This is a genomic window from Brevibacillus dissolubilis (assembly GCF_006170445.1).
GTDB classification, from domain to species: domain Bacteria; phylum Bacillota; class Bacilli; order Brevibacillales; family Brevibacillaceae; genus Brevibacillus_B; species Brevibacillus_B dissolubilis.
Window position 1 is genome coordinate 857,835 of record NZ_VCNA01000001.1, and the last position, 25,897, is coordinate 883,731.

The following is a 25,897-nucleotide window of genomic DNA, read 5'->3' on the forward strand; positions in this document are numbered from 1 at the left end:
ATCATTACGCTTACGCTATACTTCTTCAATATATTTCGAATCAACCAAATCAGCCAACCACACTTTTTCATGCCCATAGTAAAAAAGTACTCCCTCATCCCAAGCCTGCTTGGCGTGAATCCGCAACAGGACGGGCTTGGCATCGCGGCGTTTGCCGACGGTTACGGCTGTCTCGGTGTCTGCGGAGAGATGCACGTACTGCCTGCTTTGCGGGCGCAGTCCGTCACGCTTGATCTGGTCGAGGAAGCGCCTGGCAGTGCCGTGGTAGAGATAGTGGGGTGGTTCCATGGGTTCGCGGCTGATTTTTTGCGGAGTCGAGTGGCCGTAGATGGCGCGTATTCGCCCGTCTATGATCTCGAAGCGTTTTTTGTCCGAAGCTTCTAGCATCTCGTGGAGGTGCTGTTCCTGAAGGTTTCTCCAGACAGGTTTGTCGCGGAGAGCAGCAAACAGTTGACCGACAAGGACCCAGCCCTGTTCGTCCAGCTCCAGCTCGTATTCGTGCGGAGCGTGGCGGAGGGCGTAGGAGATTTCTTTGCTGAGCTGGTGGTAGTGGTAGTGTTGCATGTGGGAGACCTCCTTTGATGAGGGAGTGCGTAATAGAAAAAGCTTTATGTAAACAGAGTGACTGGTGTCAGCCTTACTCATCATGCTTATGAACAGATGGTCAGTAACCGCACGTCTCCGTCAAATCCCATTGCCCCCCTACTCCTCCATCTTCCCAAGCACCCAAAACGCCTCCACAATCCCCTTCTCCGCAATCAGACAAGCCAACCCCAGCGGCGACTCCCAGAACATCTCCGGAATCTGCGGGTTCGTCAGTCCAGCCGGGGTGAACAGCACCGAGTAAATCCGCTGCACATGCATCTGCGTCACCGTCGGATCTGCTTCCTTTTGCCCCCGCGCGATGTTGAACACATACTGCATCGAGGAAAAAATACCGTCTCCAGGAATATGTACATACTGCTTGAACAGCTTCGTTTTCTCCTCATAGGGCGCGAGTGCTTCCGGGGCGCCGATCATGCCGAGAAGTTCTTGCGTTTTTCGTTGCAACAGGCGGTAGATGCGGCGTTTTTCCTCGATCATGATTTCGTCCGTAAAGACCTGCTGGGTGATTTCGTACGCTCGTTCTATGGTCATGGTCATGGGTGGTCCTCCCCTGCTCTTTTTGTCGATAATCAGGCTTTTCCCCATCATAAACCATGCGTTTCGGGCAGGCAAATCAAGTACAAGTACCATATGATATTTCAGAATATTTTTACTAATCATCCGAGTCAGGGAGGTATTGCCAATGTCGAGCAACAAAGGGAAAGCAACACCGAAGAAAAAAGGCCCGTCGCCGGAAAATGCGCAACCTCAGATGAAGATTGTGAGTTCCAGCTCCTGTGCCGTGTGCAAACAGCCATGCGCACGCGGGATGCAATACCTCGAACGGATGAAGCAGCCTGGAGCGGTCGGCAAAGGCGTGCCGTGCATATTGACGCTGGGTAAGATGTGAGGCAGCAGTAGAACGGACGGAACACTTGGGCGTTCAACAGCGCAAATGGATGAGATCACTGGCGGGCGGTGCAACAGCGCAAATGGATGGGATCACTCGCGGGCATGGCAACAGCGCAGATGGATGAGACCACTCGCGGGCATGGCAACAGCGCAGATGGATGAGACCACTTCTTACCGGGGCAAGCAATGGTTACCAGTGTGAGTCTCTCTTCTGCGCGGGGTGTCTGCCCGCTTTTTTCTGCTCCCAATATTTTTTTCATAAATCTTTTCCATTCCCCCCCTTCCTTACTCTCCCAAGGCTTTTCACACTCTTCCCTACCACCACCATCCGACAAAATGCAACAAACTCCTTTTTTCATGTGGTATACTAGTGGGGCAACTTTTTACAATCGTGAGAAAAAAGGAGTGAGTCTGTCATGAGTCAAACAACCATGATGGGGCCGACGGAGAAAACTGCGGCTGCATCCTCACCAATTCGTCCTTCGAAGAGAAAAGCATTGGAATCCGCAGGAAAACGGCGTCTGCTGCTAATCGCAGGCTCGGTGCTATTGTGGGCGGGATTGTGCTATGGCGGTTATTCTCTGGCCCACCAGTATATTGTGAATACACAGACATATATTGATAACCGCCTTGCCAATGTCGAGGCGCAGAACAAAGAGATGACGGAAAACCTGCAGACCCAAATCGCCTCCGTACAGACCGAGCTGGATACGATCAAGGAAGAGCTCGCAATCACGGGTGAATCGATCTCTGGCACCGACAAAACCAAGCAAGCCCTGTCTCAGCGCATCACCGCTTTGGACAAGCAACTGGCCGAGCTGAAGACCTCCCTGAAAAAACTGGAGGAAACCGCCCGTGCCTGGTAAATTTCACGCTTTCATGGGGTTCTTGCTTGCCCCGGTGTGCGGGATGATGCTTGCGTTCCATCAGGGGAATCCGTTTGTAGCGGATTATGACAGGGCAGAGATTGCGACGGCCAAGGCTCAGGAAGATATGATCGGGCTGCAGGAGACCGCCAAGGATACCAGCGCGATCCTCAAAGACATGCAGACCGCGCTCGCCAAAGAAAAGAAAGCGGACGAAGCCCAGAAAAATCAGCTCGACCAGCTCTTGGCGAAAAGCCAGTCCAGCCAGCAGGTCTCGACCGAGCTGTTGGACAACCTGCTCCAGACGCTGTTAGGTAAGCCGATCGACCAGCATTTTGGTACGAATTCCCGGATCAAGGTCTATTCGCTACAGGAGGCCGGCTACAGCGGCTACATGGCGAAGGTGCGGGTCTACAACCCGAACGCGCTGAAAATGGTCATGGCCAATGACACCGTCTACAGCCGCGGCGAGACGACCAGCCACGCGACCAAGCGCAAAGGTGCGATTCTCGGCATCAATGCAGGCGGCTTTGACAAGCGAAAAGGTGGCACGCTGGCTCCGCTCGGGATGACCGTGGTGGATGGACAGATCAAGACGTATTCAACCAACCCGAACCTGCGTTTTGTCGGGTTTAACAACTCAGGCCGACTGGTCGGTGGGAAAATCCCGACACAGGCCGAGGTCAAGCAGATGGGGGTGCTGCAAGGGGCGAGCTTCCTCCCTGCTCTGCTGGAGGACGGCGTAGCGAAGCCGATTCCAAGTGCTTGGGCGAACCGCCGCGAGCCACGTACATTGATTGGGAATTTTGAAAATGGTGACTTGCTCATCATCGTCATTGATGGCCGGAACAAAGGCGGCTCCAAAGGTGTCACACTGGAGGAGGCGCAACGCAAACTGAAGGAATTCAAGGTGCGCGATGCGTTCAACCTCGATGGCGGAAGCTCCAGTGTCTTCTATTATAATGGCAAGGTGCTCAACCATCCGTCGAACGGACGTGAACTGCCGCTGACGACGCATTTGGTTGTGATGCCGTAGACAAAATCCCCTTTTAGCCTTACTCTTGGGTTAGGAGGGGATTATTACCATGCGTTATATGATTTTTGTATTCCTCGGGGCATGCAGCTACGGGGTGCTTTCTACTTTTGTCAAATTCGCTTACGAGGATGGCTATATCGTCAATGAAGTGACCGGGAGCCAGATGTTTTATGGGATGATTACCGCATGGATTCTGGTCCTGCTGTTCTCCCGGCAACGGGCGTCGCTTCGGCAATGGCTGGTGATGCTTGGGGTAGGCGTCTCGCTGGGTTCGACTGGGGTTCTGTATTATGCGTCCCTGCAATTCGTTCCGGCTTCCATCGGGATTGTGCTGATGTTCCAGTTTACATGGATCGGCGTCTTGATTGATGCGGGGCGGAAGCGGCAGTGGCCCAGTAAGGATAAGCAGTTGGCACTCCTTCTGCTGCTGGCTGGTACGGTGATGGCGGGCGGCGTGCTTGACGGCGGTGGAGCGTGGGAGTTTTCGCTGGTCGGTGTTCTGCTGGGGCTGGCTTCAGCTTTTACGTATGCGCTGTTTATTCTGTTTAATGAGACAGCGGCGGTGGAGCTGAACCCGTGGATTCGCGGGGCGATTATCTCGACTGGCTCGATGCTGGTCTCATCGGTGGTGTTTCCGCCGGAGTTTATCTTTAATGGCAAGCTGCTGGAAGGTACATTGACACAATGGGGCATTTTGCTCGCGATTTTTGGGATCGTGGTCCCGACTCTGTTTTTTGCGATTGGAGTGCCTCGCATCGGCGGGGATTTGGCGACGATCTTGGGTGCGGCAGAACTGCCGACAGCGGTATTGCTGTCCAGCCTGGTCCTGCATGAACAAGTAACTCCACTGCAATGGATCGGGGTCGTGGTGATCCTCGTCGGCATCGTCATTCCGCAAGTGGCGGACCGGTTCCGGCGCACTACGACACCAGCGACTCAACCGTCTCAATCTGTGAAAACGACTGATCTTACCTAAAGATCGGTCATTTTTTTATAAATAATTCTACAATACTAAAAATTCGGTGAAACGTTCGAATTATAGACAAAACCTCCTCCAAGCTATACTCTTTGTTGAGGAGGCGATTATCGTTATGCGTTATATTTTGCTGGTCTTCCTTGGGGCGTGCAGTTACGGGGTGCTCTCCACTTTCGTCAAGTTCGCCTACGAGGATGGTTATATTGTCAACGAGGTGTCCGGCAGCCAGATGTTTTTGGGTGCGGTGATGGCTTGGATCTTGGTCTTGCTGTTGGCTCGTCAAAAAGCCAGCTTTAAGCAATGGCTGTTACTTGCCGCTGTCGGTACGAACATGGGGTTGACCGGAATCTTTTACTATGCGGCTCTGCAATCGATTCCTGCTTCGATTGGGATCGTTTTACTTTTCCAATTTACCTGGATTGGGGTACTGCTTGACGCGGTGCATAAGCGGCAATGGCCGAGCCGGGATAAGCTGTTGGCGCTTGTCCTGCTGTTTGCGGGGACATTCCTCGCTGGCGGTCTCTTGGATGGTGGCGGCGGTGATACGTGGGAATTCACATTTACCGGGATTGGACTGGGATTGTTGTCAGCGGTGACCTATGCGCTGTTCATCCTGTTCAGTGAAAAAGTGGCTGTAGAGGTCCATCCCCTGTTACGCGGGGCGATCATGACGACGGGGTCGATGCTGATCACCTTTATCGTGTTTCCCCCGACCTTCCTGACCAATGGGACACTGTTTGACGGCACCTTGTTCCAATGGGGCTTTTTGCTCGCGTTCTTTGGGGCGATCATCCCTACCCTGTTCTTCACCATCGGGGTTCCGCGCATCGGCGGGGACTTGGCGACGATCTTAGGAGCGGCAGAGCTGCCGACTGCGGTGCTGCTCTCCAGCTTTGTCCTGCATGAGCATGTCTCGCTGCTGCAATGGATCGGGGTCATCGTGATTCTGGTCGGCATCGTGATTCCCCAACTCAACCAACAACGAAAAAACAGACAAAAGAGGACTGATCCCGCATAGGATCAGTCCTTTTTTCATCAAAGGGGGTGGGAGTAGGCGTTACATCCATGACCAAAAGGTATCGTGTCGACTGATCAGCGGGCTTACACAATCAGCGTGTCAGCGGGTGGTCTGAGCGATTTTGTTCAGCTGGGCTTGAATCTCGTCTTTGACTTTTTCCACTTCACTGAAGTCAACCGCCGAGATATAGGACTTGATCAGCTCAGCGTGTGTTTCTTCGACCTGCTTGAGGTATGCGGTGGCTTCCTTCATCTTTGCGGAGTAGCGGCCTTTGATTTCTTTCAGTTCCTGTTCGTACTGTTCGTCGGTGCCAGCGGTGATCGTGCGTTCGTACATGTCGAGGATCTCATCGGTTGGACGGTCTGGGAAATACTCGTGCGGAGCCGTGCTGTCAAAAATCGCCACGCTCAATTCAGGCAGCAGCACCATATCCAGACTGTTCGGGTCAAATCCGCAGTGGTACACCTGTACGTCAAAGCCGCGCTGATCAGCCGCACTTACGAGGCGCTTGAGCATGGTCGATTTGCCGGAGCCAGGGCGTCCTTTGACAAAATAGCGTTTTTGGATGTCTTCGGTCAGGTTTTGGATGTAGTCGACCGCACCGTTTGGCGTGGCCGCACCGAAGTAGGAATGACGGATTTTGCTTTGCTTTTTCAGTGTGTTGGTGGCGAAGAACAGATCGATCACTTCTTCGGTCACTTCGTTGGCTTTATTGAAATCCATGTTGGAGATATAGATTTTTTCCCATTCATCGTGGACGAGAAGGGCATCATGGAAGGAGTCGGTCGCTTGCTGGTAGAGCGTGGCGATCTGCTCATTGAGCTGACTGATCTCCTGTTGATACGCTTCCAATTTGTAAGTATCTACTGCCCCGCTCAGATTGAGATAGATTTTTTCCACCTGGGATTTGGGCTCGGTGAAGCCTTGCGCCGTGCCGTCCACGATCGCAGTTTTTAAGTTTTCGATGATCAGTCCGTCTACCGCACCATTTTGCGACGGACAATGGATGAAGAGGATGTCATGCCCGCGCTCTGCCATCTCGTCACCGATTTTTTTGATCACGGTGGACTTACCGGTCCCAGGTCCTCCTTTTAGAATGAACAGGCGATCCAGTCCTTCTAATACTGACTCATAAAAGCTAAAAGACCCACGAGCTGTATTCCCACATGCATACAGATTTTTCACATTTCCTGTCATCGTAACACTCCTCTTTCCAGTTGATACGATATGTTATGTGGGCGGTGCCGTATGGGTGTTTGCCCAATGAAAAAAACTTCCTGAAAAAGTCAGGAAGTTTGGCAGGCTAGTTCTTTTTGCGTGCGACGATCACGGTAGCAAAGTGGCGGTGCGGGATATTGCTGGAGTTGCAGTCGAAGATATACTCCAGCAGGTATGGAATCTCAAAGCCAGCCTTTTGATAATAACGCTCCAGCTCGCCGCGTTCGAACAAGTATTCATTCCGCCCCCAGTCAGGTGCCATCTCGACATCAGAATGCTGGGTAAAGGCAAACATCAGATGATAGCCCCCCGGTGCGGTCATCTCCTGCCAGTTGCGGAATTGGCGTGCACGGTTGTCCGGATGGATGTATTGGAGCGTGCCGATCGAGTAGACTGCATCGACTGCTTGATTCAGGGTGAAGTCGTTGATATCTGCTTCGATGGTCGTGACCTCCACTCCCCGCTCCCCGGCGAGACGCTGTACTTTGGCAAGCCCGGCTGGTGCAATATCCATCGCGGTGACACGCAAGCCTTGCTTGGCAAAAAATACGCTGTCACGCCCCTCTCCCGCCCCCAGCTCCACAAGTGTACGACCCACTGGTTCAGCCGCTAAGAGATATTCCATCAGGCGCTTCGCCAGGTTGGTCGGCTCTGTTCCCCAGTAGTAGCCTTCTTGCAGGTAGATTGCTTGCAGTTGTTCTTTGTCCATGTCCATTCACCTCATTGATTTGATACGCTAAGCATAAGGCTTGACGCAGCGTGAAGCTCAAGAGGCAAAATAAAAAAACCTCAGCCTTTTTTACGGAGCAGGTGAGGGTTTCTTATGAGTCAGCGACTCCCTTATTTCCATTTCTTTATATAATAGGTCATTCCGCCGAAGAGTAGGATGGCGAAAAAGAGAATGACGAGCAGCTTCATAGGGATGGGTTCAACTCCTGAGTCTTTTTCGTTTTATTATATAGGAAATTACTCCTTTGGTGGAGGGAGAGAAGCAATATTTCCGAGTGTAAGCTCGTGATGTCCCATTATTGTTACTTTTTGGATCATACTGTATAATTACCGATACACCTTGGCCAACGAGCAAGTATCGGGCAGAATTGCGACATATGCTCTCTGTAACTTTCCACGCCAGATCTGCTCGACAGTCAACTGATCGAAGAATTAATGAGGGGTGTTCCTTGATGACAAATCATAGAATGAATCCGAAGGTCGATGAATTTTTAAGTAAAGCTACACAGTGGAAGGAAGAATATGAAAAGTTAAGAAATATCGTTCTTGACTGTGAGGTGACCGAAGAATTTAAGTGGATGCATCCTTGTTACACGTTTGACCAAAAAAACATCGTTTTAATCCATGGATTTAAAGAATATTGCGCGCTTCTGTTTCACAAAGGTGCCTTGTTGCAGGATGCCCATGGGATTCTAATCCAACAAACGAAGAATGTACAAGCGGCACGCCAGATTCGGTTCACCCATGTTCAAGAAATAGTCGAGATGGAACCCATCCTGAAAGCCTATATTCATGAAGCGATTGAAGTTGAAAAAGCCGGTTTGGAAGTACATTTTAAAAGCAATTCGGAATTCATCATCCCTGAAGAACTTCAAAGTAAATTCGATGAAATCCCTGCCTTACAAACTGCTTTTGAGGCATTGACGCCGGGACGGCAAAGGGCATATATTCTTTATTTTTCTGAACCGAAACAATCCAAAACCCGTGAGTCAAGGGTTGAAAAATATTTGCAGCAAATTCTCAATGGAAAGGGATTAAAGGATTAGGATATTCTCCTTGAACGAACGGGGGCTTATGTGTAAAACGTAGGCTCCCGTTTTTTCGTGTAGGTAGCATTCATTCAGCAACAATCTTTACGAAAACAGCCTAAAAATATAGATAGCCCCTCAAGGATGCTTAGTCATAAACAAAAAAACAAAAGCCAGATCTCCTCAATCATTAATCTCCCCCGAACTAGCTTTCACCTATCCCCTCCCCCACGACAAATAAAAAACCACGCCCCGAAAGACGTGGTCCCAATCCATCCGATTAAGTCAAGCTGCGGTTGTAACGTGTGCCACTGGTTTGGTTATCAACCGTGTGGCTGGTGACAGCTTGATTCTGTGCGGAGTATTGTGTGCTTGGATTGTATTGGTTGTCATATTGATTGAGGGAAGCCATCGCATCAGAAGAGATGTTGCCACGGAACACGAGTGCTGCCGGGGAAACGATGCCGTTGCTTGCCGTGTGGCGTACATCATAGGTTTGACCATTGATGGTAGTAGAAGGAACGCCGCCTACTGTACCTTGGCCCACTTGATTCATCACAGGGGATTGCACGCTGGAGGCAAGAGATGGAGAACCTGCTTGAGTACCATAGTTGCCAGCGCCATAGTTAGCAGTAGAAATAGCCGTTTGGTAGCTATTAGCCTGACCCATTCCCATGCCAGAAGTACCCAAGCCTGCTGTGTTCATCGTACCCATGGTCATTTGTGCGCCACCAGCAGTTGGCTGGTATATCCCCATCATGGTGGAAGTAGTCACATCTTTCATGGTTGGCACTTGGTAGTAGCCGCGTTGGTTCATATATTGCCATACTTCATATGCTTGTTCACTGCAATTGACAGAAGCTTGTTGGAGTGTGCCGCGGATGTGTGGATCTGCTGCTTCTTGAGCGGCACGCATTTTTTCTACTGCACTTACCTTGTGGAGCTGCAGAAGCGCGCTGGAGATGTCGCGGTCATCGATTTCGTTGACAGACATGTTTGGAGATACAGGAGCTGGTTGACGCAGGCCATAGGTTGGGCTTGTCATTTTTGGTGCACGGTATGGAATAGCTTGTTGGTTGCCAGTGTGGTTCAGGGTGTTTACCAGCAGGTTGTAGCCTTGGACGGAGAATTGCATCTGCTTGTCCATGATGCTTGCGAGTTGCTGGTCTTTTACATGCGGACGGTAGAGCTGCATGGTGTTGATGTCATTGATTGTCGCTTCGAGAACCTCATGCATATCAAGGATTTCGTGTGCACCATAATTTGCTGCCATGGATGGTCTCCTCCTACATAATCCGTTGTATTTTGCGATTCATATATCGCCATCCAACAGTATTACCAACCTAACCAAAAATATAAAAAAAAGAAGGAAGAAATTTCTTTCCTCCCTCTTTTGGCTTATATCTTATTGAAGCTGGAGCAAAATATCCTCCAGCTCATGAACCGGAACCGGTCTGCTGAAGAAATAGCCCTGTACTTCCTGGCATTTTTGACTTTTTAAGAACTCCAGCTGGCTCGACTCCTCCACCCCTTCGGCGATGACATTGAGATTAAGCTTGTAAGCCATCGCAATGATCGCGGACACAATGGCCCGGTCGTTCTGATCGGTGGTGATATCACGGACGAACTGCTGGGCGATTTTGAGAGTATCGATGGGGAAACGCTTGAGATAGTAGAGTGAGGAGTAACCTGTACCGAAGTCGTCCATCGAGATGGTGACACCGAGGTTTTTGAGCTCCTGCAGCAGGTCGATGACGATATCCACATTTTGCATCGCGATGTTTTCTGTGATCTCCAGGTCGAGGTATTTCGGTTCGAGTCCGACCTCTTCCAGCACATCGGCGACTAACTCCACCAGATTGCCCTGATAAAATTGGCGTGGGGAGATATTCACCCCGAGGCGGATGTGCGGCAATCCGGAATCTTGCCATTGTTTCAGCTGGCGGCAACCCGTACGCAAGATCCATTCCCCGATCGGGATGATTAAGCCGGTTTCCTCTGCCAGACTGATAAATTCACCCGGCGGGATCAGCCCCAGGGTAGGATGACGCCAGCGGATGAGCGCTTCGACACCGATGATCCGGTCGGATTGGATATCAATCTGCGGCTGGTAATAGATCAGGAATTCGTCGCGCTCGATCGCTTTGTGCAACTCGCGCTCCAGCACCATTTTGCGGGAGAGTGCCTGATTCATATCATCTGTGTAGAACTCGAATCCGTTTTTGCCTTCGTCCTTGACGCGGTACATCGCGGTGTCTGCGTTCTTCATCAGGGTCTCAGGGTCCTCACCGTCGCCTGGGTACATCGCAATCCCGATACTGCACGTGATCCGCAAGTCATGCTCCTCGATCATGAACGGTTCGGAGAGCGCCTGCTGGATGCGTCTGGTGACCGTGATGACCTCCTCCTGACTGTGAATCCCCTCCATCATCAGGGTGAACTCATCCCCGCCTTGCCGGGCCACGATGTCAGAATCACGCATGCATCCCTTAATCCGTTGACCGACGGCGACCAAGAGATAGTCCCCCAACATATGCCCCAGCGTGTCATTGATGAATTTGAAACGGTCGATGTCAAGGAACAGGATCGCTACCATCTGCTCCCGCTCATGGGCCTGATCAAGCGCCACCTTCAGCCGGTCCTCGAAATAACGGCGGTTCGGCAAGCCACTCAGCGAATCGTAGAACGCCATGTTCTCCATCTTGCCAAGCGCCACAGCCAGCTCTTCATTTTTGACCGATAGCTCTTCTGTCCGTTGCTTGACCAGCAATTCCAACCGTTCGGTAAAGGTATGCAGACGCTGTAGCAGGTTGTTGTTTTCCATGATCGTGATGATCTGCCGGGCGACGACCAGCACGATGGAGAGAGTCGCACCGATGATGATCGTATCCAGCTGTTGATGACGCATCACCATGATAATCAACAGAACGGTCATACTGATATACGGCACAGACAGCCGGAACATATCCAGACTGGCTACCTGCACCTGCTGGCGACGGTTCATCGGTTTGAGTGTGTCAAATTCATCATAGAGCGTGGCCAGCCCCAAAAACATCATCCCGAGCGTCCACAGCGGTTCCAGCCAGATCGTATACTCAGACTCATTGGCGGAGGCGATCATGAAGTTCACATCCGCAACGATGATAAGGAACAGACCCGTACTGATACAACTGAGCAAGCGTGGCGGCAGTACGTTTTTGGAAAAATAGAGAACCATCATAATAAAGATAAAGACAAGGTCAGCGACAGGGTACGCTGCCGATACGATGATGGTAAGCAGAGGAACTTCTGTCTGCTGGATAATCGGCTGAATGACAAATTGCCAGCTAAGTGTCGTGACCACGATCATGGTCACCATGACATCGAAGAACAGACGTAAACTTTTAAAATGATTCTTATTTTCATACATTTTAAACAAAATAGCGAGGAGGAGCCCTAGCGCATTAAACAGATAAAAGATATCCGCGACACCTGGGAATGGGGGATCTTGATTCCACACGTACTGGTAATAAGAAGTAATGGTCTCCCCGATGCAGTATCCAGTTGCGCCAATGGCGGCAAACAGCCAAAAGTACCTCCCCTCTTCCTCAACTCGACGGAAAGCGAGATACAGGAGCAGGACCGTCACAATCGGGCCCGCCACCGGAAAAAACTCGGAGGCAAGCTGTATGGTGGAGTTACTGCTCTCACGAAACAAGAATAGCCATGCATAATAACAACCAATGTAGACGCTTATATACCAGCCTGCATATTTACGCCATCGTAACACATCCATAAGCGGTTTCCTCCGTATCCTCGTAATGTCCGTCGTTCAAGATATGAGCGGGGATGCGGGCATGATTGTACCGATACCCATTTGCTAGACATGCAAAAAATGCCGATTCTTGTAGCGAATCAGGCATTTTCTTCTTACTGTACGAGTCCGTAGTCTTTTTTTAATTCTTCTAAAGCGGCAATGGAACGCTTCGCCCATTCATCACCGCGTGCCTGAAGTTCTTGAATTTGGTTTTCTAGGGTCTGAGCCAATGATGTACGGTAATCCGGCAGTTCTTGCGTGTACAGACTGATATTGCCTGGTGGAACATTCACCTTTTCCTGATAGGCCAGTGCCTTGCGTTCATGAAACAATGTCACATCCGTCTGAAACGGGCTATGTAAATCGCCTTGTGTCGGGTGCTTGAGTACGGCAAGGGTTTTGAAGGTGTATCGCTCTGGTGCAGCAGCAATAATCTCACCTGCATAGACACCGGTCCGGTGAATGATCCTGACGATATCTCCTACCTGCAGTGCGCGGTCAGTCATAGGGAATCCTTCCTTTCCATCATCATTATGAGTACATAAATAGAGCAACGGACACTAACGCAAGCACAAGTGATCCGATAAAAATGCCAATGATAATTTTGTTTTCTTTGTTATTGTTTTCTGACATAAGGGATGAAATGCGCCTCCTTGTTATGAATGCCTAACCTTATTCTACCCTGTTTTCCCGAAGAAAAAAATATCCCAATCGACAATAAATCGACTGGGAATATATTTTTTTCTCGAAAATTGTAAATCTATAGGAAGGAACGGTTGTTTTGATAAGGGGTTACACGGGTTGCTTCTGTATGATGGGGCTGATCATGAGGAGCAAATCCCTGGTACGCTGCATTCTGCTCAGCTGACTGACCAGAAGAGCGGTAGGCCGGATGGACATTGTTCACTGTCTCAGCAGAAAAATCACGCGGTACATGGGTAAACGACACCTGTTGGGTGTTCATCGCGTAGTGGGAGCGTCCGCCTGCCTGCTGGTGCCCTGCTTCCCGAGTCGGTGTGGTGTAAGGTGTAGTCGCTGTCACATAGGATTGACCCGCAGGTGGAGTGTTCTGCGCGCTCTCGGTACCCTGTACGTTCTGTGCATAGGCCCCGTGTACACCAACATATTGCTGGCTGGTATGATTGGTCTGGGTCTGGAAGGTCTGTGGCTGCTGCGGATGTTGCTGGTTGGTCAGAGTAGATTGGTACTCAGCAGATGGCTGATAGCGATGGGAGGGCTGCATCTCCCGGCTCTGCTGGTATTGTGAAGATGGCTGGTAGCGTTGCGCCTGCTGGCTTTGCGCTTGGTCTTGGCGGTTGACCCCTACATTGTATTCACGCATGTAGGTGGATGACTGTGTCCGAGCGTTGTATTGGTTGGTGGTGTTGCGGTCGTTATAGGTGTTATGCCCTAGCAGCATGCCCTGTCCTTGCGGGGTGCTGGCATGGGACGGGTAGTATTGGTTGGTCTCATAAGTGGCTTGGCTTTGGGTCAACTGCGTACTCTGAGCACGGCTGCCCTGCCCCTGACTGCTCCCCTCCGGATTGATCGGATAGTGAGCATGCTGGAACTGAACAGAAGCGACAGGATACTGCTCGGTGCTGCTCTGGCGTGCCTCGATGTCTGGCACCCCATCACGCAGGATGGAGCTGACCGGCTCTTGAGCATATGATTGCTGTGGTGTCTGTGTCGGATTGTAGCCGCGCTGGGTAGAGCTGATCGGACGTGTATTGCCTTGGGCTTGATACATATGCTCTGCGGTGGAAATATGATAATTGCCCAGTTCACGCGGGTCAAGCTGTTGGTTATTACCTTGCTGGCGCATCCAAACATCCCCTTTGTGCATCAGATTGGCACTCAGTCATGCCGTCTAGAGTATGTCCGTTTTTGCCCGCAGACATAAGAAAACGCCTTTCTCCATCTGATGGAAAAAGACGCTGGTTTAAGTGGCTTCCCGCCTGTTAAGATGCATATTCACGCAGGTCCAATAAGCCTAGTTTAAATTCGATGTAAGAAAGGAGACGATAAAGCATCTGAATCTCTGATTCAATCGCAACATGCAGCTCCACATTGCCCGGTTCTGTCTTTTGCACATCCGTAAGCAACTTGCGGCTGTTTTCGATCAGATCTTCGTAGCGTTTCTTCTCATATTGCAGTTCTTCCACCATCTCACGGCGCTCTGTAGTCATCTGTGCATCCTCCTTTACCTCAATGAACATTTTTGTCAATTCCATATATTTTGTCCTCCTGTAAAACCTGTTACTACTAGCATAGTGGTTCGCTCTCAAATAAACAAGAGGAATATTCAGTTTATTTTCAACATTTTTAGACATATATATGTCGAGTATTGGCGAAGAGTGAGAAAACTTTTATTGATGTGTTTTTCGGGTCGTAGGCGCGGGGGGTCGGAGGGTTTCGGCGGGACGCCGGTTAGACAGCTACTTGGAAGCATCAGACTGTCCGCCTCGGCTAGGTCTCTTTGGGAGTGGGAGCAAAATGTTTCAACCCCCCGATGAGAGGGGGCATCTGGGTGATTCAAGAAGTGAGACTATTGCTCCCAAAAGCGTCCCCCAAGGAGACCTAGCCGAGGCTGGGAAGCTGTCTAAAAGGCGTACCGCCGAAACCCTCCGACCCCTATGCGACTACGACAAGAAAAAACAACAACAAAATATAAATGAAGGGGAAAGGAAAAGACAGAACTACTCAAGATCAAAGACATTAAGATTACCACAAAAGATATTTTATATCGAATCCCAAAATTGGTTACGATTCGACATCTTTTACTGGTTAATGAAACCTAAGTCTTACTACCCAGACCTTATTACCTAAGTCCTTTCACCTATGCCTAATCCCCACTACCCAATCAATTCCAATTCCTTTTTCGTAAACGCTACCAAATCTGTAAGCATCTCCTCAGAAAAATCAAACGTAATACCTGCAGCCGCGTAGACTTCCGGCAGGGATTTAGATGCACCGAGGGTCAGGGCTTTTTTGTAGTTGGCGAGGGCTTGCTCTGGGTTTTCTTTGTACTGCTTGTACATCTGAAGCGCGCCGATGTTGGCGATGAGGTATTCGATATAGTAGAACGGCACCTCAAAGATGTGCAGGACGCGGTACCAGCTGTTGACGATCTTGTCTTCTTCGCCGGACCAGTCGATGTATGGAGCCAGGTACTCCTTGAAGAGCTGTTGGTACTTAGCTGTGCGCTCTTCGCGGGTGTGGTTCGGATTCTCATACATCCAGTGCTGGAAGGCGTCGATGAGGATCATGCGCGGAGCGAGGTAGATGAAAGATTCCAGCTGCTCTTTTTTGGCGCGGGCGAGGTCGGCTTCGTTGTAGAATTCAGACCAGCCCTCCATGGTGAAGTACTCCATGGACATACTCGCAAGCTCAGCGGATTCCATCGGGACGTCTTTGTAATCGTCGATGGCGAGCGTCTTTTTCAGGTCGTTGTGGATGCAGTGGCCCATTTCATGGACGAGGGTCTGTACGTCACGCTGGGTTCCTACGGAGTTCATGAAGATGAAGGAAAGCTCAGATACCGGCAATGGAATGCAGAAGCCGCCTGGTGCTTTGCCTTTACGGCTGGAGAGGTCGAGCATGCCGCGCTCGTCCATGGTACGGAGCAAGCGGGTGAAATCCGGGTCCATTTGGTCGAAAATACGGGTGGTGCCAGCGATCAGCTCGTCTGCTTCGCTGAAAGGCTTCAGCGGTTTTTTGCCTGCCGGTACAGCGTCCGTGTCCCATGGGCGCAGTTTGTCTACTCCCAGCTCGGCTTGATGGGCTTTTTCCAGCTCTACCTTGAATGGGACCACTTGCTTTTTCACAGCTTCCCCAAGCTTGAAGCAATCTTCAGGGGTATAATCAAAACGCTCATATTCTTTGAACATATAATCACGGTAGTTGGCAAGACCTGCGTTCTGTGCCTTCTGGTGGCGGATGCGGATCAGTTGATCCATGATCTCTTCCAGCTGGTCGGCACGCTTGCTGTATTCACCTTGGATGGTGCGCCAAGCTTTTTCGCGGACGGTGCGGTCGGAGTCTTTCAGATATGGATAGATCTGCTCCAGCGTCTTCTCTTCGCCTTCCCACTCCACATTGATGTTGCCTGTGATGTTAAAATATTCGGTCACTAAGCGGGACTCTTCGATGCTAAGCGGGATGTTCTCTTCGCGGAACAGCTCCAGAGCATTCTTCGTTTTGCGGATCAGAAGACCGTATTCGGCAGGATCAAGCTCGGACAGGTACGGGCTTTTTTCGAATTTTTCGTTCAACTCAGCCTCATACTTGGTGAGCAGCGGCAGAATCACTTCCTGATCGTGTTCAAAATTACGCTGGGCCGTCTCATCATCGGTACGGCATTGAAAATCGGCATAGTGCCCATTGAGGATTTCCTGTACGTGGTTGAACAGTTCGTTTTTCTCACGCAGCCATTGCTCCAGATCCTGTGCGGATGTGAGCTCTTGCTTGACGAGCTTCTGCAGACGTTGCTCCAGTTCTTGCGGGTCGGCTAGTGAGAATGTTTCTATGTAGAAATTGGCCATGTGATAAACTCCTTTGCAAAAGGTAAGGTTGGATTGAAACCATTTTAACATAGTTACGAAGCTTGCAGTCAAAGAAAAAAGCCCTATATATAGGGCAAAATCGACAAGGGAATTTCGACAGGATGTTGATTATCTGGGACTTTTTACATATTTTTCAGATTTCTTACCCGATGCGCATCCCTGAGGTGTTCTGTAAAACGATCCGCCAGCCGTCCGGATCTGCAATGGTGATGCCACTTCCCTTCCAGTATGGATTCTCCGGTTCGACGGCGGGATATCCCATCTCATGCAGGCGGTTGGCGACAGCATCCCGGGCGGTTCTGTCTGGTAGATAGAAAACCAGCAGATTATCCTCGGTCGGTGCCGGGCATGGGCTGCCAGATACATGGCGGGTGAACTCCAGATGATAATCCACGCCGGGAAGTCCGAACATCACACCGTCATAGCCGTCGTGGTTCTCAAACCCGCCGATTCGGGTAAGACCGAGCCCCTCTCCATAAAAGCGGATGATCTCGTCAAGCTTGTCGGTTGGACGAGCGACGCGGAATTGGACGACGGGCATTTGGTTAGACCATGGATTGGTCATGGAAATACCTCCTGATTTAGATGATTTTTATATTAATTATATTTTAAAGTATAAAAAGTATGCTAACAAGTATTTATTTGCAAAATCTTGTAAAAAAATCGACTTCCCCGCGTGATCGTGGATGGATCACGGAAGAAGCCGGCCGTTTTTTGCTGGATGATCATTTTTTTCAGGATCATCTTTTTTCGGATCTGGTTTGAATATTGGCAATCTGGGTTTTATTTGTGATCTATATTTATAGAAGCAAAATTTTTTTTATCACGGGCAACCATCACACTAGATAAGAAAAATCGCTACCACTGTCGTGACCGCCAGACCGACTGCGACGGGTACGAGATTGCGCCGCGCCAGCTCGAACGGGTTGACTCCACAGATGGCTGCTGCCGGGATCAGCGCCCACGGAACAAGCGTCCCTCCCCCTACCCAGATCGCGGCAATCTGTCCCAAAGCGGTCAGAGTGGCGATGCCTGAGCCGATGGCCTGTGCGAACAGCTGGGCGATGGAGCCTGCCAGTGTGATGCCGGAGAAGCCGGAGCCGTCCAGCCCAGTGATGACCCCCACTGTAGTCAGCGTGATGGCCCCCACCTCTTTGCTCAGCGGGATCGTGTGTGCGAGTCCGACTCCTAAGTCATTCACAATGCCGTGTGAGCCTGGCGGGAGGAGTTCCCCGAAGACTTTGACAAATCCGCTGTCCCCCATGTAGAAAAAAGCGGCAATCGGGATGACCGGGCCGAACACTTTGAAGCCGAATTGAAATCCTTTGATCAAGAGTTCGGTTGTCTTCTCAAAGCCCTCATCCTTATGGGCTGCCATCGTGACCAGCAGCATGATACACAATGCCGTCCCGCCGACGAGTGCGGTAGCATCGCCGCCTTTGAGGTCAAAAACAAACATCGCCAGTACATCGAGCGCGAACAGGATCGGCACTAGCATAGCGAAGAAGCAGCGGCTTTTGGCGGGCAGTGTTTTGGTGGATTCCAACAGGTTTCTCGCTGTGGCCATGTCTTGTGCTCCGACGGTGAGTGTCCCCTTTTTCATATCGCGGCGCAGGAGAATAAAGGCGGTGATTGTCGTCACGACGCCCATTACGATCACCAGCGGCACGCTTGCCTGCACGACCTGCTCGACGGGAATTCCGGCGGCTTTGGCGGTAAGCGTCGGCGCACCTTGGATCACGAAGTCGCCGGAGAGCGCGATCCCGTGGCCGAACAGGTTCATCGCCATCGCCACCCCCAGCGCAGGCAAACCGACACGCACTGCGACCGGCAGCATGACCGCCCCGATCAGCGCGACAGCCGGAGACGGCCAGAAGAACCAAGAGATGGTCATCATGACGACCCCAATCACCCAGTAAGCCAGCGTCGGATTGCGCACCAGCGCGGTCATTGGGCGGATCATCGTTTCGTTAATGCCTGTATCGGTGAGAATCTGGCTCATCGCCACAATGATACAGATGACCAGAATCGTCGGCAACAGCTCCGTGATCGCAAAAATAAAGCTGCCAAAAATCCCGCCGACCGCCGCCGTGACCGATCCACTCGCCACCAATCCCAGCGCGGCCACCCCGACAATCGATACCAGACTCGTATCGCGGCGGGCGACCATCATGCCAATGATAATGAGAATAAACGCTACGTAGACCAAGTGAATCAAGGTAAGCTCTACACCCATGCCTATCCCTCCTTTTCTGTACCATATGCCTATTGACGCGGACTGGTGAGGGATGGTAAAAAGCGCAAGGTATGCAAAAAACCGCCATCCTGATTGTGTCAAGATGACGGTTTTACTTTGATGGTTTCGATTTATGGACGGCAAATCAAGCCGTCTTCACTTCATCCTCTGTCCTTCCACCGCTCCCCGGCTTCGCCTTGCCTTCCCGGTTGACGATAATGATCCCCGCCGCTACCAGCACGACAGCCAGCAACACAGACAGATGCACCGCCTCCCCGAGAATCAGCGCCGAGAGCAGCACGCCAAACACCGGAATCAGGAACATGTACATGGAGACACCGCCGACTTTGTTGTATTTCATCACGTTGTTCCACAGGACGAAGCCTCCCGCAGACACAAACGCGAGGTACAACAGCATCAGCCATGCTTTGATACTGAATTCGAACGGAAACAGCCCGACCTTGGACGCGCCTACTGCAACCAAGCCGATGCCACCGAGCAGCATCTGGTACGCAGTCATATAGAGAATATCCATATGCGCCGATTCCTTTTTCGCTAATATATTGCCCAAGCCACCGCAGAACATCGCGATGAGCAACAGCACGTCCGCGATTCCGAGCGTCAGCTGCAGCGAGCCTTTTGGCAGGTTGACGACGATCACGCCGAGGAAGCCGACGATCATCCCGATCACTTTTCGCAGGTTGATCGTATCCTGGCTAAACATGAAGTGCGCCAGCAAAATCTGAAAGAACGAGGTGGTCCCCGCGATGATCGAGCCTTGAATTCCGGTGCTGTAGCTCATCCCGATATAGAAAAAGATATATTGCAAAAACGTCTGGAACAGCCCGACCTTCGCCAGCCTCGGCAGTGTTCCCTGCTGATAGCGGATGCTTTTGCCGATAAACAGGCAGATCAGCAAGATCAGGATGCCCGCCAGCACAAAGCGGTACCCGGCGAACAGCATCTGCTCGAACAGCTCTTGCTTGCCGATCTCAAGCTCCTGATAGCTGCTTTTGATAAACGGGAACGAGCTTCCCCATAAAAAGGTCGCACCACACGCGGCCAACAAGACGCCAGCGGGATGCGTGAAAAATTTTTCAGCGCTCATGTTGTTTCTTCCTCTCCAACTCTTCCGAATCTCTGTACTTTCTGTAATCTCTGTAATAAGGAACATCCGAAATATGAATCCATAATGGTATCATCCTACATGAGAACCGACTGTATGTAAATCATGAATGTGTTTTACTTTTTGACAAAACAAATCAGTCACGAGTAATATGTACTCATGAATTAGTTAAGACTAATACGTAATCGTGTGGATTCGCGATGGAGGTGTAGGATGACACAAAGTACGTTGCTCGATACGAAGATTGCATTTATCAAAGGATTTGCCGATAAGACCCGGCTGCAGATTCTTCTCTCGATACAAGATCAGGAAAAGACGGTGTCGCAGATCGTGACGGAGCTTGCGGGCAATCAGTCGAATATTTCCCAGCATCTCGCCTGCCTGAAGGAATGCGGGATTGTGACCAGCCGTCAGGAGGGGAAATTCACGTATTATCAGCTGCGTAATGAGCTGATTCGTGATTTTCTCGTGAAGATGGATGAGGTGTTTGTCATGGTGCGGGAAGAAGTGGAGTGTTGTCCGAATAATGGGTTGGAGACGGCGAAGCGAGGGGGGCGTGGGGATGAGTGATGAGAGACAAGTAGATTCGTGCTGTTCGGGTAGTGATGAGGAAAAAGCGGACGCTTGCTGTTCGGGCACGCCAAAGCAAACCGCCGACTCCTGCTGCTCGGACTCGCCAAAGCAAGCCGCTGACTCCTGTTGCTCGGACTCGGCAAAGCAAACCGCTGACTCCTGTTGCTCGGAATCGGCAAAGCAAACCGCCGACTCCTGTTGCTCGGACTCGCCAAAGCAAGTCGCTGAATCCTGTTGCTCAGACTCGCCAAAGCAAGTCGCCGACTCCTGCTGCTCTGGAGAGGACAGCTGCGCCTCTTCCAACAAACCAGCGCAGCCTGAACCCGCTCCTACCCTCTCCGCCAACGCCCAGACCTACAACGTCGCAGGCATGGATTGCACCTCCTGCGCCATGACCATCGAGAAGCACATGAGCAAGCTGCCCTATGTCAAAGAGGCACACGTCCACTTTGCCACCGGCAAGCTCCAGATCGTCCACGATGCCACACCGGAGATCATCATTAGCGAGATCAACAAAGCTGGGTACCAAGCATCCCTCGCCACCCGCCGCCTGTCCCGAACGGATGACCCGCTTGAAAAAGGAGCATCAGCCAAAGCCACCTATTCCATGCCAATCCTCGCCGGTGTCCTGATCCTGCTCGGCGTCATCGGCTCATGGACGAACACGCCGCCCCTGCTGGTAATCGGACTGTACGCCGTCTCCATGATCATCGCCGGATCGAAGCCCGCCAAAAGCGCGTACTACGCGATCAAAAGCGGTTCACTCGATATGAACGTGCTGATGACCGTCGCTGCCATCGGGGCCGCCTTGATCGGAGAATGGCTGGAGGGCGCTACGGTCGTCTGGCTGTTCATGCTGGGGAACCTGTTGCAGGCCAAATCAGTCGAGCGCACCCGTGAATCGATCCGCAGCCTGATGAATGTCGCCCCACCCGAAGCCTGGGTGAAGCGCGGTTCGGAGCTAATCCGCACCTCTGTAGATGACATTGGCATTGGACAGATCATCGTCGTCAAGCCAGGCGAGCGCATCCCACTGGACGGTCGGATTGTCAGCGGTACGACGCTTGTCAATCAAGCCCCGATCACAGGCGAATCTCTGCCCGTGGATAAAACGGTCGGTGACGAGGTATACGCGGGCAGCATCAATGAACACGGTGCGCTTGAGGTAAACGTCACCAAGCTGGTCGAGGACACCACTCTCGCCCGGATCATCCACCTCGTCGAAGAAGCCCAAGAGAAAAAAGCTCCGACACAAGCCTTCGTCGACCGTTTTGCCCATGTGTATACGCCTGTCGTCTTTATCCTTGCCGTACTGTTCATGGTCGTTCCCCCGCTTCTCCAATGGGGCACATGGGGTGAGTGGTTCTACAAAGGGCTGGAGCTGCTCGTCATCGCCTGCCCCTGCGCCCTCGTCATCTCGACGCCTGTCGCCATCGTCTCAGCGATTGGCAATGCCGCCCGCAACGGGATTCTGATCAAAGGCGGCACCTCGCTGGAGAAAGCCGGCCATCTGCAAGCCATCGCTTTTGACAAAACAGGTACACTGACCGAGGGCAAACCGACCGTCTCCCGTGTCATCACGCTGGATGGAGCCGATGAGCAACACCTGCTCGCTATCGCCCGTACGATTGAAGAGCCTTCGACACATCCGATCGCACAAGCGATTGTCCGATATACGACCGAACGGCAGATCAACACGCGTCCAAGCGAAGCACACCAAGCCATCGTCGGCAAAGGCGCACAAGCCATCATCGACGCAACTACCTACTACGCGGGCAATCCTAAGCTGTTCCGCGAGATGGGGCTGACTTTTTCCTCCCAGTTAGAAGAGCAGCTGAACACGCTGCAACAGGAAGGCAACACGCTCGTCCTCATCGGTTCCGGGCAAAAGCTGCTGGGTCTGATCGCAGTCGCTGACACCATCCGCGAGACGAGCGTGCAGGCGGTTCGCTCCCTGCGCGAAGTCGGCATCCAGCGGGTCGTCATGCTCACTGGCGACAACCAAGGCACCGCACAAAAAGTGGCGAAGCTGACAGGTGTCGATGACGTCTATGCTGAGCTTTTGCCTGAGGATAAGAGCAACGCCATCGAGCAGGTCAAAAAATCCGGCCTCACCGTCGCGATGGTCGGGGACGGGATCAACGACGCTCCGGCTCTCGCCACCGCAGATGTGGGTGTAGCCATGGGTGGTGCGGGTACGGATACCGCGATGGAGACCGCTGATATCGTGCTGATGGCCGATTCGCTGGAAAAGCTGCCGCATACGATCCGCCTCAGCCGTATGGCGCTCCAAGTGATCAAGCAAAATATCTGGTTTTCGATTCTGATCAAGCTGCTCGCTTTTGCACTGCTGTTCCCCGGTTGGTTGCAATTGTGGATGGCGGTGATCAGCGATACGGGGGCGTCGTTGATTGTGGTGTTGAATAGTATGAGGTTGTTGCGGATGAGGTAAGAGGATGTAAAGATACTAACAAATCATGGAATTCACCAAAAAGATCAGCCAGAGATTTCCTGGCTGATCTTTTTATACTTGTTTCTTCACTTAACTCTAATCGATTTCTTTCGTCTCTTTTCCCTCACATAAAATCTCTAAGGCTTCAGCAGGAGAGTTACCTAGTAGTATTAGTAAATCGTCATAAGCTGCAAATACCCGGCCAGTCGGACTTATCATCATGGTCATATGGGTTTTGTATGCCTGTCCAATCACGACTAAAGACTCACCTATTCTTTCTTCGTAGGTCTCGACTCTTTCGCGCCAAATATCTTCTGCTGCCACACTTGCATTGGTCTGAAAAAAATCATCTGATTTTTTTACCATGTGATGAGGATGTGTCACTTTCAGGCCGCCAAACTCTGTCAAAAATTCAATGGCAGCAGGAAACAACGTGTACCCTTCGTTTTCAAGCACACTGATGTAGTCTGTTATATCAATCTTTCGGTCAGGTTGCCATCCTGCTTTCCTTAGTAGAAGCTGTGTTTTCTCAGATATAACCATTCGGCTAATCTCCTTCGTCATAATCAGAATCAAAATAAGTCATTACATATCCCTGATCTTATTCCACTTATCACTCGACACCTTAGCTCCTCTGGTGGTGATCTTGCAATTATTACAACGTGGATATGGTTGTCCTGTTCTAACCCTTACCGTATAGACTTGGAGATTTTTCATTTTCGCACCATCCAGCAATGCTTTGTTGCAAGCATTAAATTCGGCACAGTTTGATACTCTCCATTTCTCTTTACTTGGATTAGGCATTCGTTTTTGCATCTTAGGATGGATCTTGTCTGGTAGCTCGCCACTATCTGCATGATAAGCTTTAGCCGTTTTTCGGTCAACTGCGACGGAAGTAGCTGTCGGCTGTTTTTCCTTGGCAGCGTTTTTAATTCATTCGCCCGCTTCTTTGCCAAGGTTTCTGCTGTTTCAGCTGCGGCCTTTTTCGTGACAGTCGTTGCACCTTTTGTAGCAGCAGTTGCACCTCTGGCAGCAGCTCCAGCCCCAGTCGCAAAAGGTACAATGGTAGCAGCTACATCCAAAGCCAGATACCCTGCATTTTCCCAGGATGGGTTAGAAACCAATTGATATGTGTCATACGCTACAAAACCGATATCTGCGATGGTATCGATCACATTCCCTGTCGGATCAACATACCTCAAGGGATTGTTATGCGTATAGGTATATCGATTCAACGTTAAAGGGTTATCTACCTGTCCCTTAACCGAATCCTCTGTAATTAATCTACCTACAGCAGGATCATAGTATCTCGCACGAAGATAATAGAAACCAGTTTCCTTATCATATGTCTCTCCAGCGTACAGGAATGGGTTCGACATGGTTTCCTTCGATTCCTCTACGTTCCCCCAGATATCGTATTTATACGAATTGAGGACCGTCCCTGCGAAATCTTTGATAGTGATCACATCGCCATGTGTGTTGTAGTAATAGTAACCTGATTTGTCTGAAGTATAATCCTTACGCCAGATTAGATCCGTACCACCCCAAAGGTTTCGCGCTCTTACTCTGGAGCTTCCATCTAGTTCTTCGATAAGCTGACCATTTACGTAGACATAGTGAGTTTCATCTGTGATGGTTCCGGATGTTTTTTTACTGGCACGCATACCATCTGGGTAGTAGGTGTACGTGGCACTTTGACCTGTCTCACTAAATGATTTCAAACGATTGTTGACATCGTAGGTAAACGTTCCTGTTGCTTGTGCCAGTGTTGGCAAGCCACCGGCTAATTTCCGACTTCCGCGTAGGTCGTAGTAATACGATTTAACCGATCCGGCATTCGAGATTTCTTCTTTGATACGGTCAACTTGGTCGTACACAAAGGTAGATTCCACGACGTTATTGCGGCGAACGGACTGGATATTCCCAAAGCCGTCGTATTCATTTTCTTCCCAAAGCTGTCCTGTCTACACTTCCACCCAAGCTGAGTGAGATGAGGTGGATATGATTTTGGATCGCCCATTCAATCCCTTGGATCACATAGGAATAACGCCCCTGTCCTCTTTGATCCAATACTTTTACGGCATAGAGGCTTGCACCTGAGGAAACACCTACGATGCCGATCTGATTGTTCTGGGCGGCGATCACACCGGCGACAGCGGTACCGTGACCATTGTCATCCTGATAGCTGGTGATCCCCTCTACCGTAGAAATTCCGCCTGCAATCTGCAGATCGGGGTGCGCCGAAATCCCTGTATCCAGTACAGCAATCCGGACGCCTTGTCCTGTCAGCTGTTGACCGAGCGCTGTTTCGACCCCGATATCGCGTATGCCCCACGGGACGACCTGACTCGATGGCTCTGCTCCCGTCGAATTCGCGACCATGTCAGGAGCGCTGTTTTCAGCTATGGAGATCAGAGGATCTTCCTCGATGTACTCGACATTGGGATCGCTCTGGATTTGCTGCACTTCGGCCGCACTCAGTTCGGCGACGAGTATCGAGGGAGCAATCTGCTCTGACTCCACCTCCAGATCATTTGCAGGTACAACTTCATTGAGCATTCGTTGGCCTGCTTTGTTCTGAATCGCTTTCGGAATGGAAGTTGATCCATCCTTCAAGCCGATTAAATACCGCTTTTCCAATTCTTCTGCATGGACTGGCTTTGGTATCGACCAAAAGAATAACTGGTAGACCAGCAGAAAGACAGAAAATAACGCGAAGCATTTCCTGTACATTTGTACCACTTCACACCTTTCCCTATATATGTAATAGGATATTTTTAC

The 25,897-nt window shown here is 50.9% G+C and carries 25 protein-coding genes; 8 read left to right on the plus strand and 17 right to left on the minus strand.

From position 1 onward, the window contains the following. Positions 1-15: 15 nt before the first annotated feature. Together FGI41_RS02410 and FGI41_RS02415 are read right to left on the minus strand one after the other, a co-directional pair. Positions 16-564 (minus strand): RNA 2'-phosphotransferase, encoded by a 549-nt coding sequence (locus FGI41_RS02410; RefSeq protein ID WP_139488269.1) that lies wholly within the window; start codon positions 562-564, stop codon positions 16-18. 138 nt (positions 565-702) lie between these two features. Further along, the gene (locus FGI41_RS02415) at positions 703-1,143 is read right to left on the minus strand and encodes a hypothetical protein (protein ID WP_139488270.1); all 441 of its coding nucleotides are present in this window, start codon (positions 1,141-1,143) and stop codon (positions 703-705) included. 145 nt (positions 1,144-1,288) lie between these two features. Here FGI41_RS02415 and FGI41_RS02420 point away from each other — a divergent pair, with 145 nt between their 5' ends. Beyond that, positions 1,289-1,495 carry a PH domain-containing protein gene (locus FGI41_RS02420; RefSeq protein ID WP_139488271.1) on the plus strand — a complete coding sequence of 69 codons (207 nt, stop codon included), beginning with the start codon at positions 1,289-1,291 and terminating at the stop codon, positions 1,493-1,495. A gap of 55 nt (positions 1,496-1,550) precedes the next feature. On the opposite strand, the gene FGI41_RS02425 is transcribed toward FGI41_RS02420, so the two are convergent. Then, positions 1,551-1,757 carry a hypothetical protein gene (locus FGI41_RS02425; RefSeq protein ID WP_139488272.1) on the minus strand — a complete coding sequence of 69 codons (207 nt, stop codon included), beginning with the start codon at positions 1,755-1,757 and terminating at the stop codon, positions 1,551-1,553. 156 nt (positions 1,758-1,913) lie between these two features. Here FGI41_RS02425 and FGI41_RS02430 point away from each other — a divergent pair, with 156 nt between their 5' ends. The 4 genes from FGI41_RS02430 (at position 1,914) to FGI41_RS02445 (ending at position 5,393) form a co-directional block, all read left to right on the plus strand. After that, entirely contained in the window at positions 1,914-2,363 is a 450-nt protein-coding gene (locus FGI41_RS02430; protein WP_139488273.1) for a coiled-coil domain-containing protein, read from the plus strand. After that, complete coding sequence (locus tag FGI41_RS02435) at positions 2,353-3,399, plus strand: phosphodiester glycosidase family protein (protein WP_255298265.1); 1,047 nt, start codon at positions 2,353-2,355, stop codon at positions 3,397-3,399. Before FGI41_RS02430 ends, FGI41_RS02435 begins: the two co-directional genes overlap by 11 nt. Positions 3,400-3,448: 49 nt before the next feature. Beyond that, positions 3,449-4,375 (plus strand): EamA family transporter, encoded by a 927-nt coding sequence (locus FGI41_RS02440; RefSeq protein WP_139488274.1) that lies wholly within the window; start codon positions 3,449-3,451, stop codon positions 4,373-4,375. Between the two features lie 115 nt (positions 4,376-4,490). Beyond that, positions 4,491-5,393 (plus strand): EamA family transporter, encoded by a 903-nt coding sequence (locus FGI41_RS02445; RefSeq protein WP_139488275.1) that lies wholly within the window; start codon positions 4,491-4,493, stop codon positions 5,391-5,393. Positions 5,394-5,492: 99 nt separating this feature from the next. Here FGI41_RS02445 and FGI41_RS02450 read toward each other — a convergent pair whose 3' ends face one another. Both FGI41_RS02450 and FGI41_RS02455 read right to left on the minus strand, forming a co-directional pair. Further along, positions 5,493-6,590 carry a PRK06851 family protein gene (locus tag FGI41_RS02450; protein WP_139488276.1) on the minus strand — a complete coding sequence of 366 codons (1,098 nt, stop codon included), beginning with the start codon at positions 6,588-6,590 and terminating at the stop codon, positions 5,493-5,495. Between the two features lie 106 nt (positions 6,591-6,696). After that, positions 6,697-7,320: an SAM-dependent methyltransferase gene (locus tag FGI41_RS02455; RefSeq protein ID WP_139488277.1), complete on the minus strand. Its 624-nt coding sequence runs from the start codon at positions 7,318-7,320 to the stop codon at positions 6,697-6,699. 472 nt (positions 7,321-7,792) lie between these two features. Here FGI41_RS02455 and FGI41_RS02460 point away from each other — a divergent pair, with 472 nt between their 5' ends. Continuing rightward, a complete protein-coding gene (locus FGI41_RS02460) occupies positions 7,793-8,386 on the plus strand; it encodes a YdeI/OmpD-associated family protein (protein ID WP_139488278.1) in 594 nt (197 codons plus the stop codon). 262 nt (positions 8,387-8,648) lie between these two features. Here FGI41_RS02460 and FGI41_RS02465 read toward each other — a convergent pair whose 3' ends face one another. The 9 genes from FGI41_RS02465 to FGI41_RS02505 all read right to left on the minus strand — a co-directional run bounded on the left by FGI41_RS02465 (position 8,649) and on the right by FGI41_RS02505 (position 20,073). Continuing rightward, positions 8,649-9,641, minus strand: coding sequence for a spore coat protein (locus FGI41_RS02465; protein ID WP_139488279.1), 993 nt, complete (start codon positions 9,639-9,641; stop codon positions 8,649-8,651). A gap of 132 nt (positions 9,642-9,773) precedes the next feature. Then, positions 9,774-12,143, minus strand: coding sequence for a putative bifunctional diguanylate cyclase/phosphodiesterase (locus FGI41_RS02470; protein WP_139488280.1), 2,370 nt, complete (start codon positions 12,141-12,143; stop codon positions 9,774-9,776). Positions 12,144-12,277: 134 nt separating this feature from the next. Then, positions 12,278-12,670 (minus strand): kinase-associated lipoprotein KapB, encoded by a 393-nt coding sequence (kapB, locus tag FGI41_RS02475; protein ID WP_139488281.1) that lies wholly within the window; start codon positions 12,668-12,670, stop codon positions 12,278-12,280. Between the two features lie 254 nt (positions 12,671-12,924). Next, the gene (locus FGI41_RS02480) at positions 12,925-13,989 is read right to left on the minus strand and encodes a hypothetical protein (RefSeq protein ID WP_139488282.1); all 1,065 of its coding nucleotides are present in this window, start codon (positions 13,987-13,989) and stop codon (positions 12,925-12,927) included. Between the two features lie 136 nt (positions 13,990-14,125). Further along, positions 14,126-14,398: a hypothetical protein gene (locus FGI41_RS02485; protein WP_139488283.1), complete on the minus strand. Its 273-nt coding sequence runs from the start codon at positions 14,396-14,398 to the stop codon at positions 14,126-14,128. A gap of 621 nt (positions 14,399-15,019) precedes the next feature. Next, complete coding sequence (locus FGI41_RS02490) at positions 15,020-16,708, minus strand: M3 family oligoendopeptidase (protein ID WP_139488284.1); 1,689 nt, start codon at positions 16,706-16,708, stop codon at positions 15,020-15,022. Positions 16,709-16,871: 163 nt separating this feature from the next. Further along, on the minus strand, positions 16,872-17,294 hold the full coding sequence (locus FGI41_RS02495; RefSeq protein WP_139488285.1) for a VOC family protein: 423 nt from the start codon (positions 17,292-17,294) through the stop codon (positions 16,872-16,874). Between the two features lie 276 nt (positions 17,295-17,570). Then, positions 17,571-18,965: a hypothetical protein gene (locus FGI41_RS02500; RefSeq protein WP_139488286.1), complete on the minus strand. Its 1,395-nt coding sequence runs from the start codon at positions 18,963-18,965 to the stop codon at positions 17,571-17,573. 145 nt (positions 18,966-19,110) lie between these two features. Beyond that, positions 19,111-20,073 (minus strand): DMT family transporter, encoded by a 963-nt coding sequence (locus FGI41_RS02505; RefSeq protein WP_139488287.1) that lies wholly within the window; start codon positions 20,071-20,073, stop codon positions 19,111-19,113. Positions 20,074-20,304: 231 nt separating this feature from the next. On the opposite strand from FGI41_RS02505, the gene FGI41_RS02510 reads away from it, so the two are divergent. Continuing rightward, complete coding sequence (locus FGI41_RS02510; RefSeq protein WP_139488288.1) at positions 20,305-20,661, plus strand: ArsR/SmtB family transcription factor; 357 nt, start codon at positions 20,305-20,307, stop codon at positions 20,659-20,661. After that, the gene (locus FGI41_RS02515) at positions 20,654-23,116 is read left to right on the plus strand and encodes a heavy metal translocating P-type ATPase (RefSeq protein WP_139488289.1); all 2,463 of its coding nucleotides are present in this window, start codon (positions 20,654-20,656) and stop codon (positions 23,114-23,116) included. The genes FGI41_RS02510 and FGI41_RS02515 overlap by 8 nt, the downstream gene beginning before the upstream one ends. A 96-nt stretch (positions 23,117-23,212) precedes the next feature. On the opposite strand, the gene FGI41_RS02520 is transcribed toward FGI41_RS02515, so the two are convergent. From FGI41_RS02520 to FGI41_RS02535, 3 genes are all read right to left on the minus strand, one after another. Next, positions 23,213-23,659 carry an SUKH-3 domain-containing protein gene (locus FGI41_RS02520; RefSeq protein WP_176560085.1) on the minus strand — a complete coding sequence of 149 codons (447 nt, stop codon included), beginning with the start codon at positions 23,657-23,659 and terminating at the stop codon, positions 23,213-23,215. A 170-nt stretch (positions 23,660-23,829) separates the two neighbouring features. Next, on the minus strand, positions 23,830-24,993 hold the full coding sequence (locus FGI41_RS02530) for an RHS repeat-associated core domain-containing protein (protein ID WP_139488293.1): 1,164 nt from the start codon (positions 24,991-24,993) through the stop codon (positions 23,830-23,832). 61 nt (positions 24,994-25,054) lie between these two features. Then, the gene (locus FGI41_RS02535; protein WP_176560086.1) at positions 25,055-25,849 is read right to left on the minus strand and encodes a S8 family serine peptidase; all 795 of its coding nucleotides are present in this window, start codon (positions 25,847-25,849) and stop codon (positions 25,055-25,057) included. Positions 25,850-25,897: the final 48 nt, after the last annotated feature.

Excerpts from the sequence above, each read along its gene's own strand:
- FGI41_RS02410 (WP_139488269.1), bottom strand. The coding sequence starts at position 564 with ATGCAACACTACCACTACCACCAGCTCAGCAAAGAAATCTCCTACGCC.
- FGI41_RS02415 (WP_139488270.1), bottom strand. The coding sequence starts at position 1,143 with ATGACCATGACCATAGAACGAGCGTACGAAATCACCCAGCAGGTCTTT.
- FGI41_RS02420 (WP_139488271.1), top strand. The coding sequence starts at position 1,289 with ATGTCGAGCAACAAAGGGAAAGCAACACCGAAGAAAAAAGGCCCGTCG.
- FGI41_RS02425 (WP_139488272.1), bottom strand. The coding sequence starts at position 1,757 with ATGAAAAAAATATTGGGAGCAGAAAAAAGCGGGCAGACACCCCGCGCA.
- FGI41_RS02430 (WP_139488273.1), top strand. The coding sequence starts at position 1,914 with ATGAGTCAAACAACCATGATGGGGCCGACGGAGAAAACTGCGGCTGCA.
- FGI41_RS02440 (WP_139488274.1), top strand. The coding sequence starts at position 3,449 with ATGCGTTATATGATTTTTGTATTCCTCGGGGCATGCAGCTACGGGGTG.
- FGI41_RS02445 (WP_139488275.1), top strand. The coding sequence starts at position 4,491 with ATGCGTTATATTTTGCTGGTCTTCCTTGGGGCGTGCAGTTACGGGGTG.
- FGI41_RS02450 (WP_139488276.1), bottom strand. The coding sequence starts at position 6,590 with ATGACAGGAAATGTGAAAAATCTGTATGCATGTGGGAATACAGCTCGT.
- FGI41_RS02455 (WP_139488277.1), bottom strand. The coding sequence starts at position 7,320 with ATGGACAAAGAACAACTGCAAGCAATCTACCTGCAAGAAGGCTACTAC.
- FGI41_RS02460 (WP_139488278.1), top strand. The coding sequence starts at position 7,793 with ATGACAAATCATAGAATGAATCCGAAGGTCGATGAATTTTTAAGTAAA.
- FGI41_RS02465 (WP_139488279.1), bottom strand. The coding sequence starts at position 9,641 with ATGGCAGCAAATTATGGTGCACACGAAATCCTTGATATGCATGAGGTT.
- FGI41_RS02470 (WP_139488280.1), bottom strand. The coding sequence starts at position 12,143 with ATGGATGTGTTACGATGGCGTAAATATGCAGGCTGGTATATAAGCGTC.
- kapB (WP_139488281.1), bottom strand. The coding sequence starts at position 12,670 with ATGACTGACCGCGCACTGCAGGTAGGAGATATCGTCAGGATCATTCAC.
- FGI41_RS02480 (WP_139488282.1), bottom strand. The coding sequence starts at position 13,989 with ATGCGCCAGCAAGGTAATAACCAACAGCTTGACCCGCGTGAACTGGGC.
- FGI41_RS02485 (WP_139488283.1), bottom strand. The coding sequence starts at position 14,398 with ATGGAATTGACAAAAATGTTCATTGAGGTAAAGGAGGATGCACAGATG.
- FGI41_RS02490 (WP_139488284.1), bottom strand. The coding sequence starts at position 16,708 with ATGGCCAATTTCTACATAGAAACATTCTCACTAGCCGACCCGCAAGAA.
- FGI41_RS02495 (WP_139488285.1), bottom strand. The coding sequence starts at position 17,294 with ATGACCAATCCATGGTCTAACCAAATGCCCGTCGTCCAATTCCGCGTC.
- FGI41_RS02500 (WP_139488286.1), bottom strand. The coding sequence starts at position 18,965 with ATGGGTGTAGAGCTTACCTTGATTCACTTGGTCTACGTAGCGTTTATT.
- FGI41_RS02505 (WP_139488287.1), bottom strand. The coding sequence starts at position 20,073 with ATGAGCGCTGAAAAATTTTTCACGCATCCCGCTGGCGTCTTGTTGGCC.
- FGI41_RS02510 (WP_139488288.1), top strand. The coding sequence starts at position 20,305 with ATGACACAAAGTACGTTGCTCGATACGAAGATTGCATTTATCAAAGGA.
- FGI41_RS02515 (WP_139488289.1), top strand. The coding sequence starts at position 20,654 with ATGAGTGATGAGAGACAAGTAGATTCGTGCTGTTCGGGTAGTGATGAG.
- FGI41_RS02520 (WP_176560085.1), bottom strand. The coding sequence starts at position 23,659 with ATGGTTATATCTGAGAAAACACAGCTTCTACTAAGGAAAGCAGGATGG.
- FGI41_RS02535 (WP_176560086.1), bottom strand. The coding sequence starts at position 25,849 with ATGTACAGGAAATGCTTCGCGTTATTTTCTGTCTTTCTGCTGGTCTAC.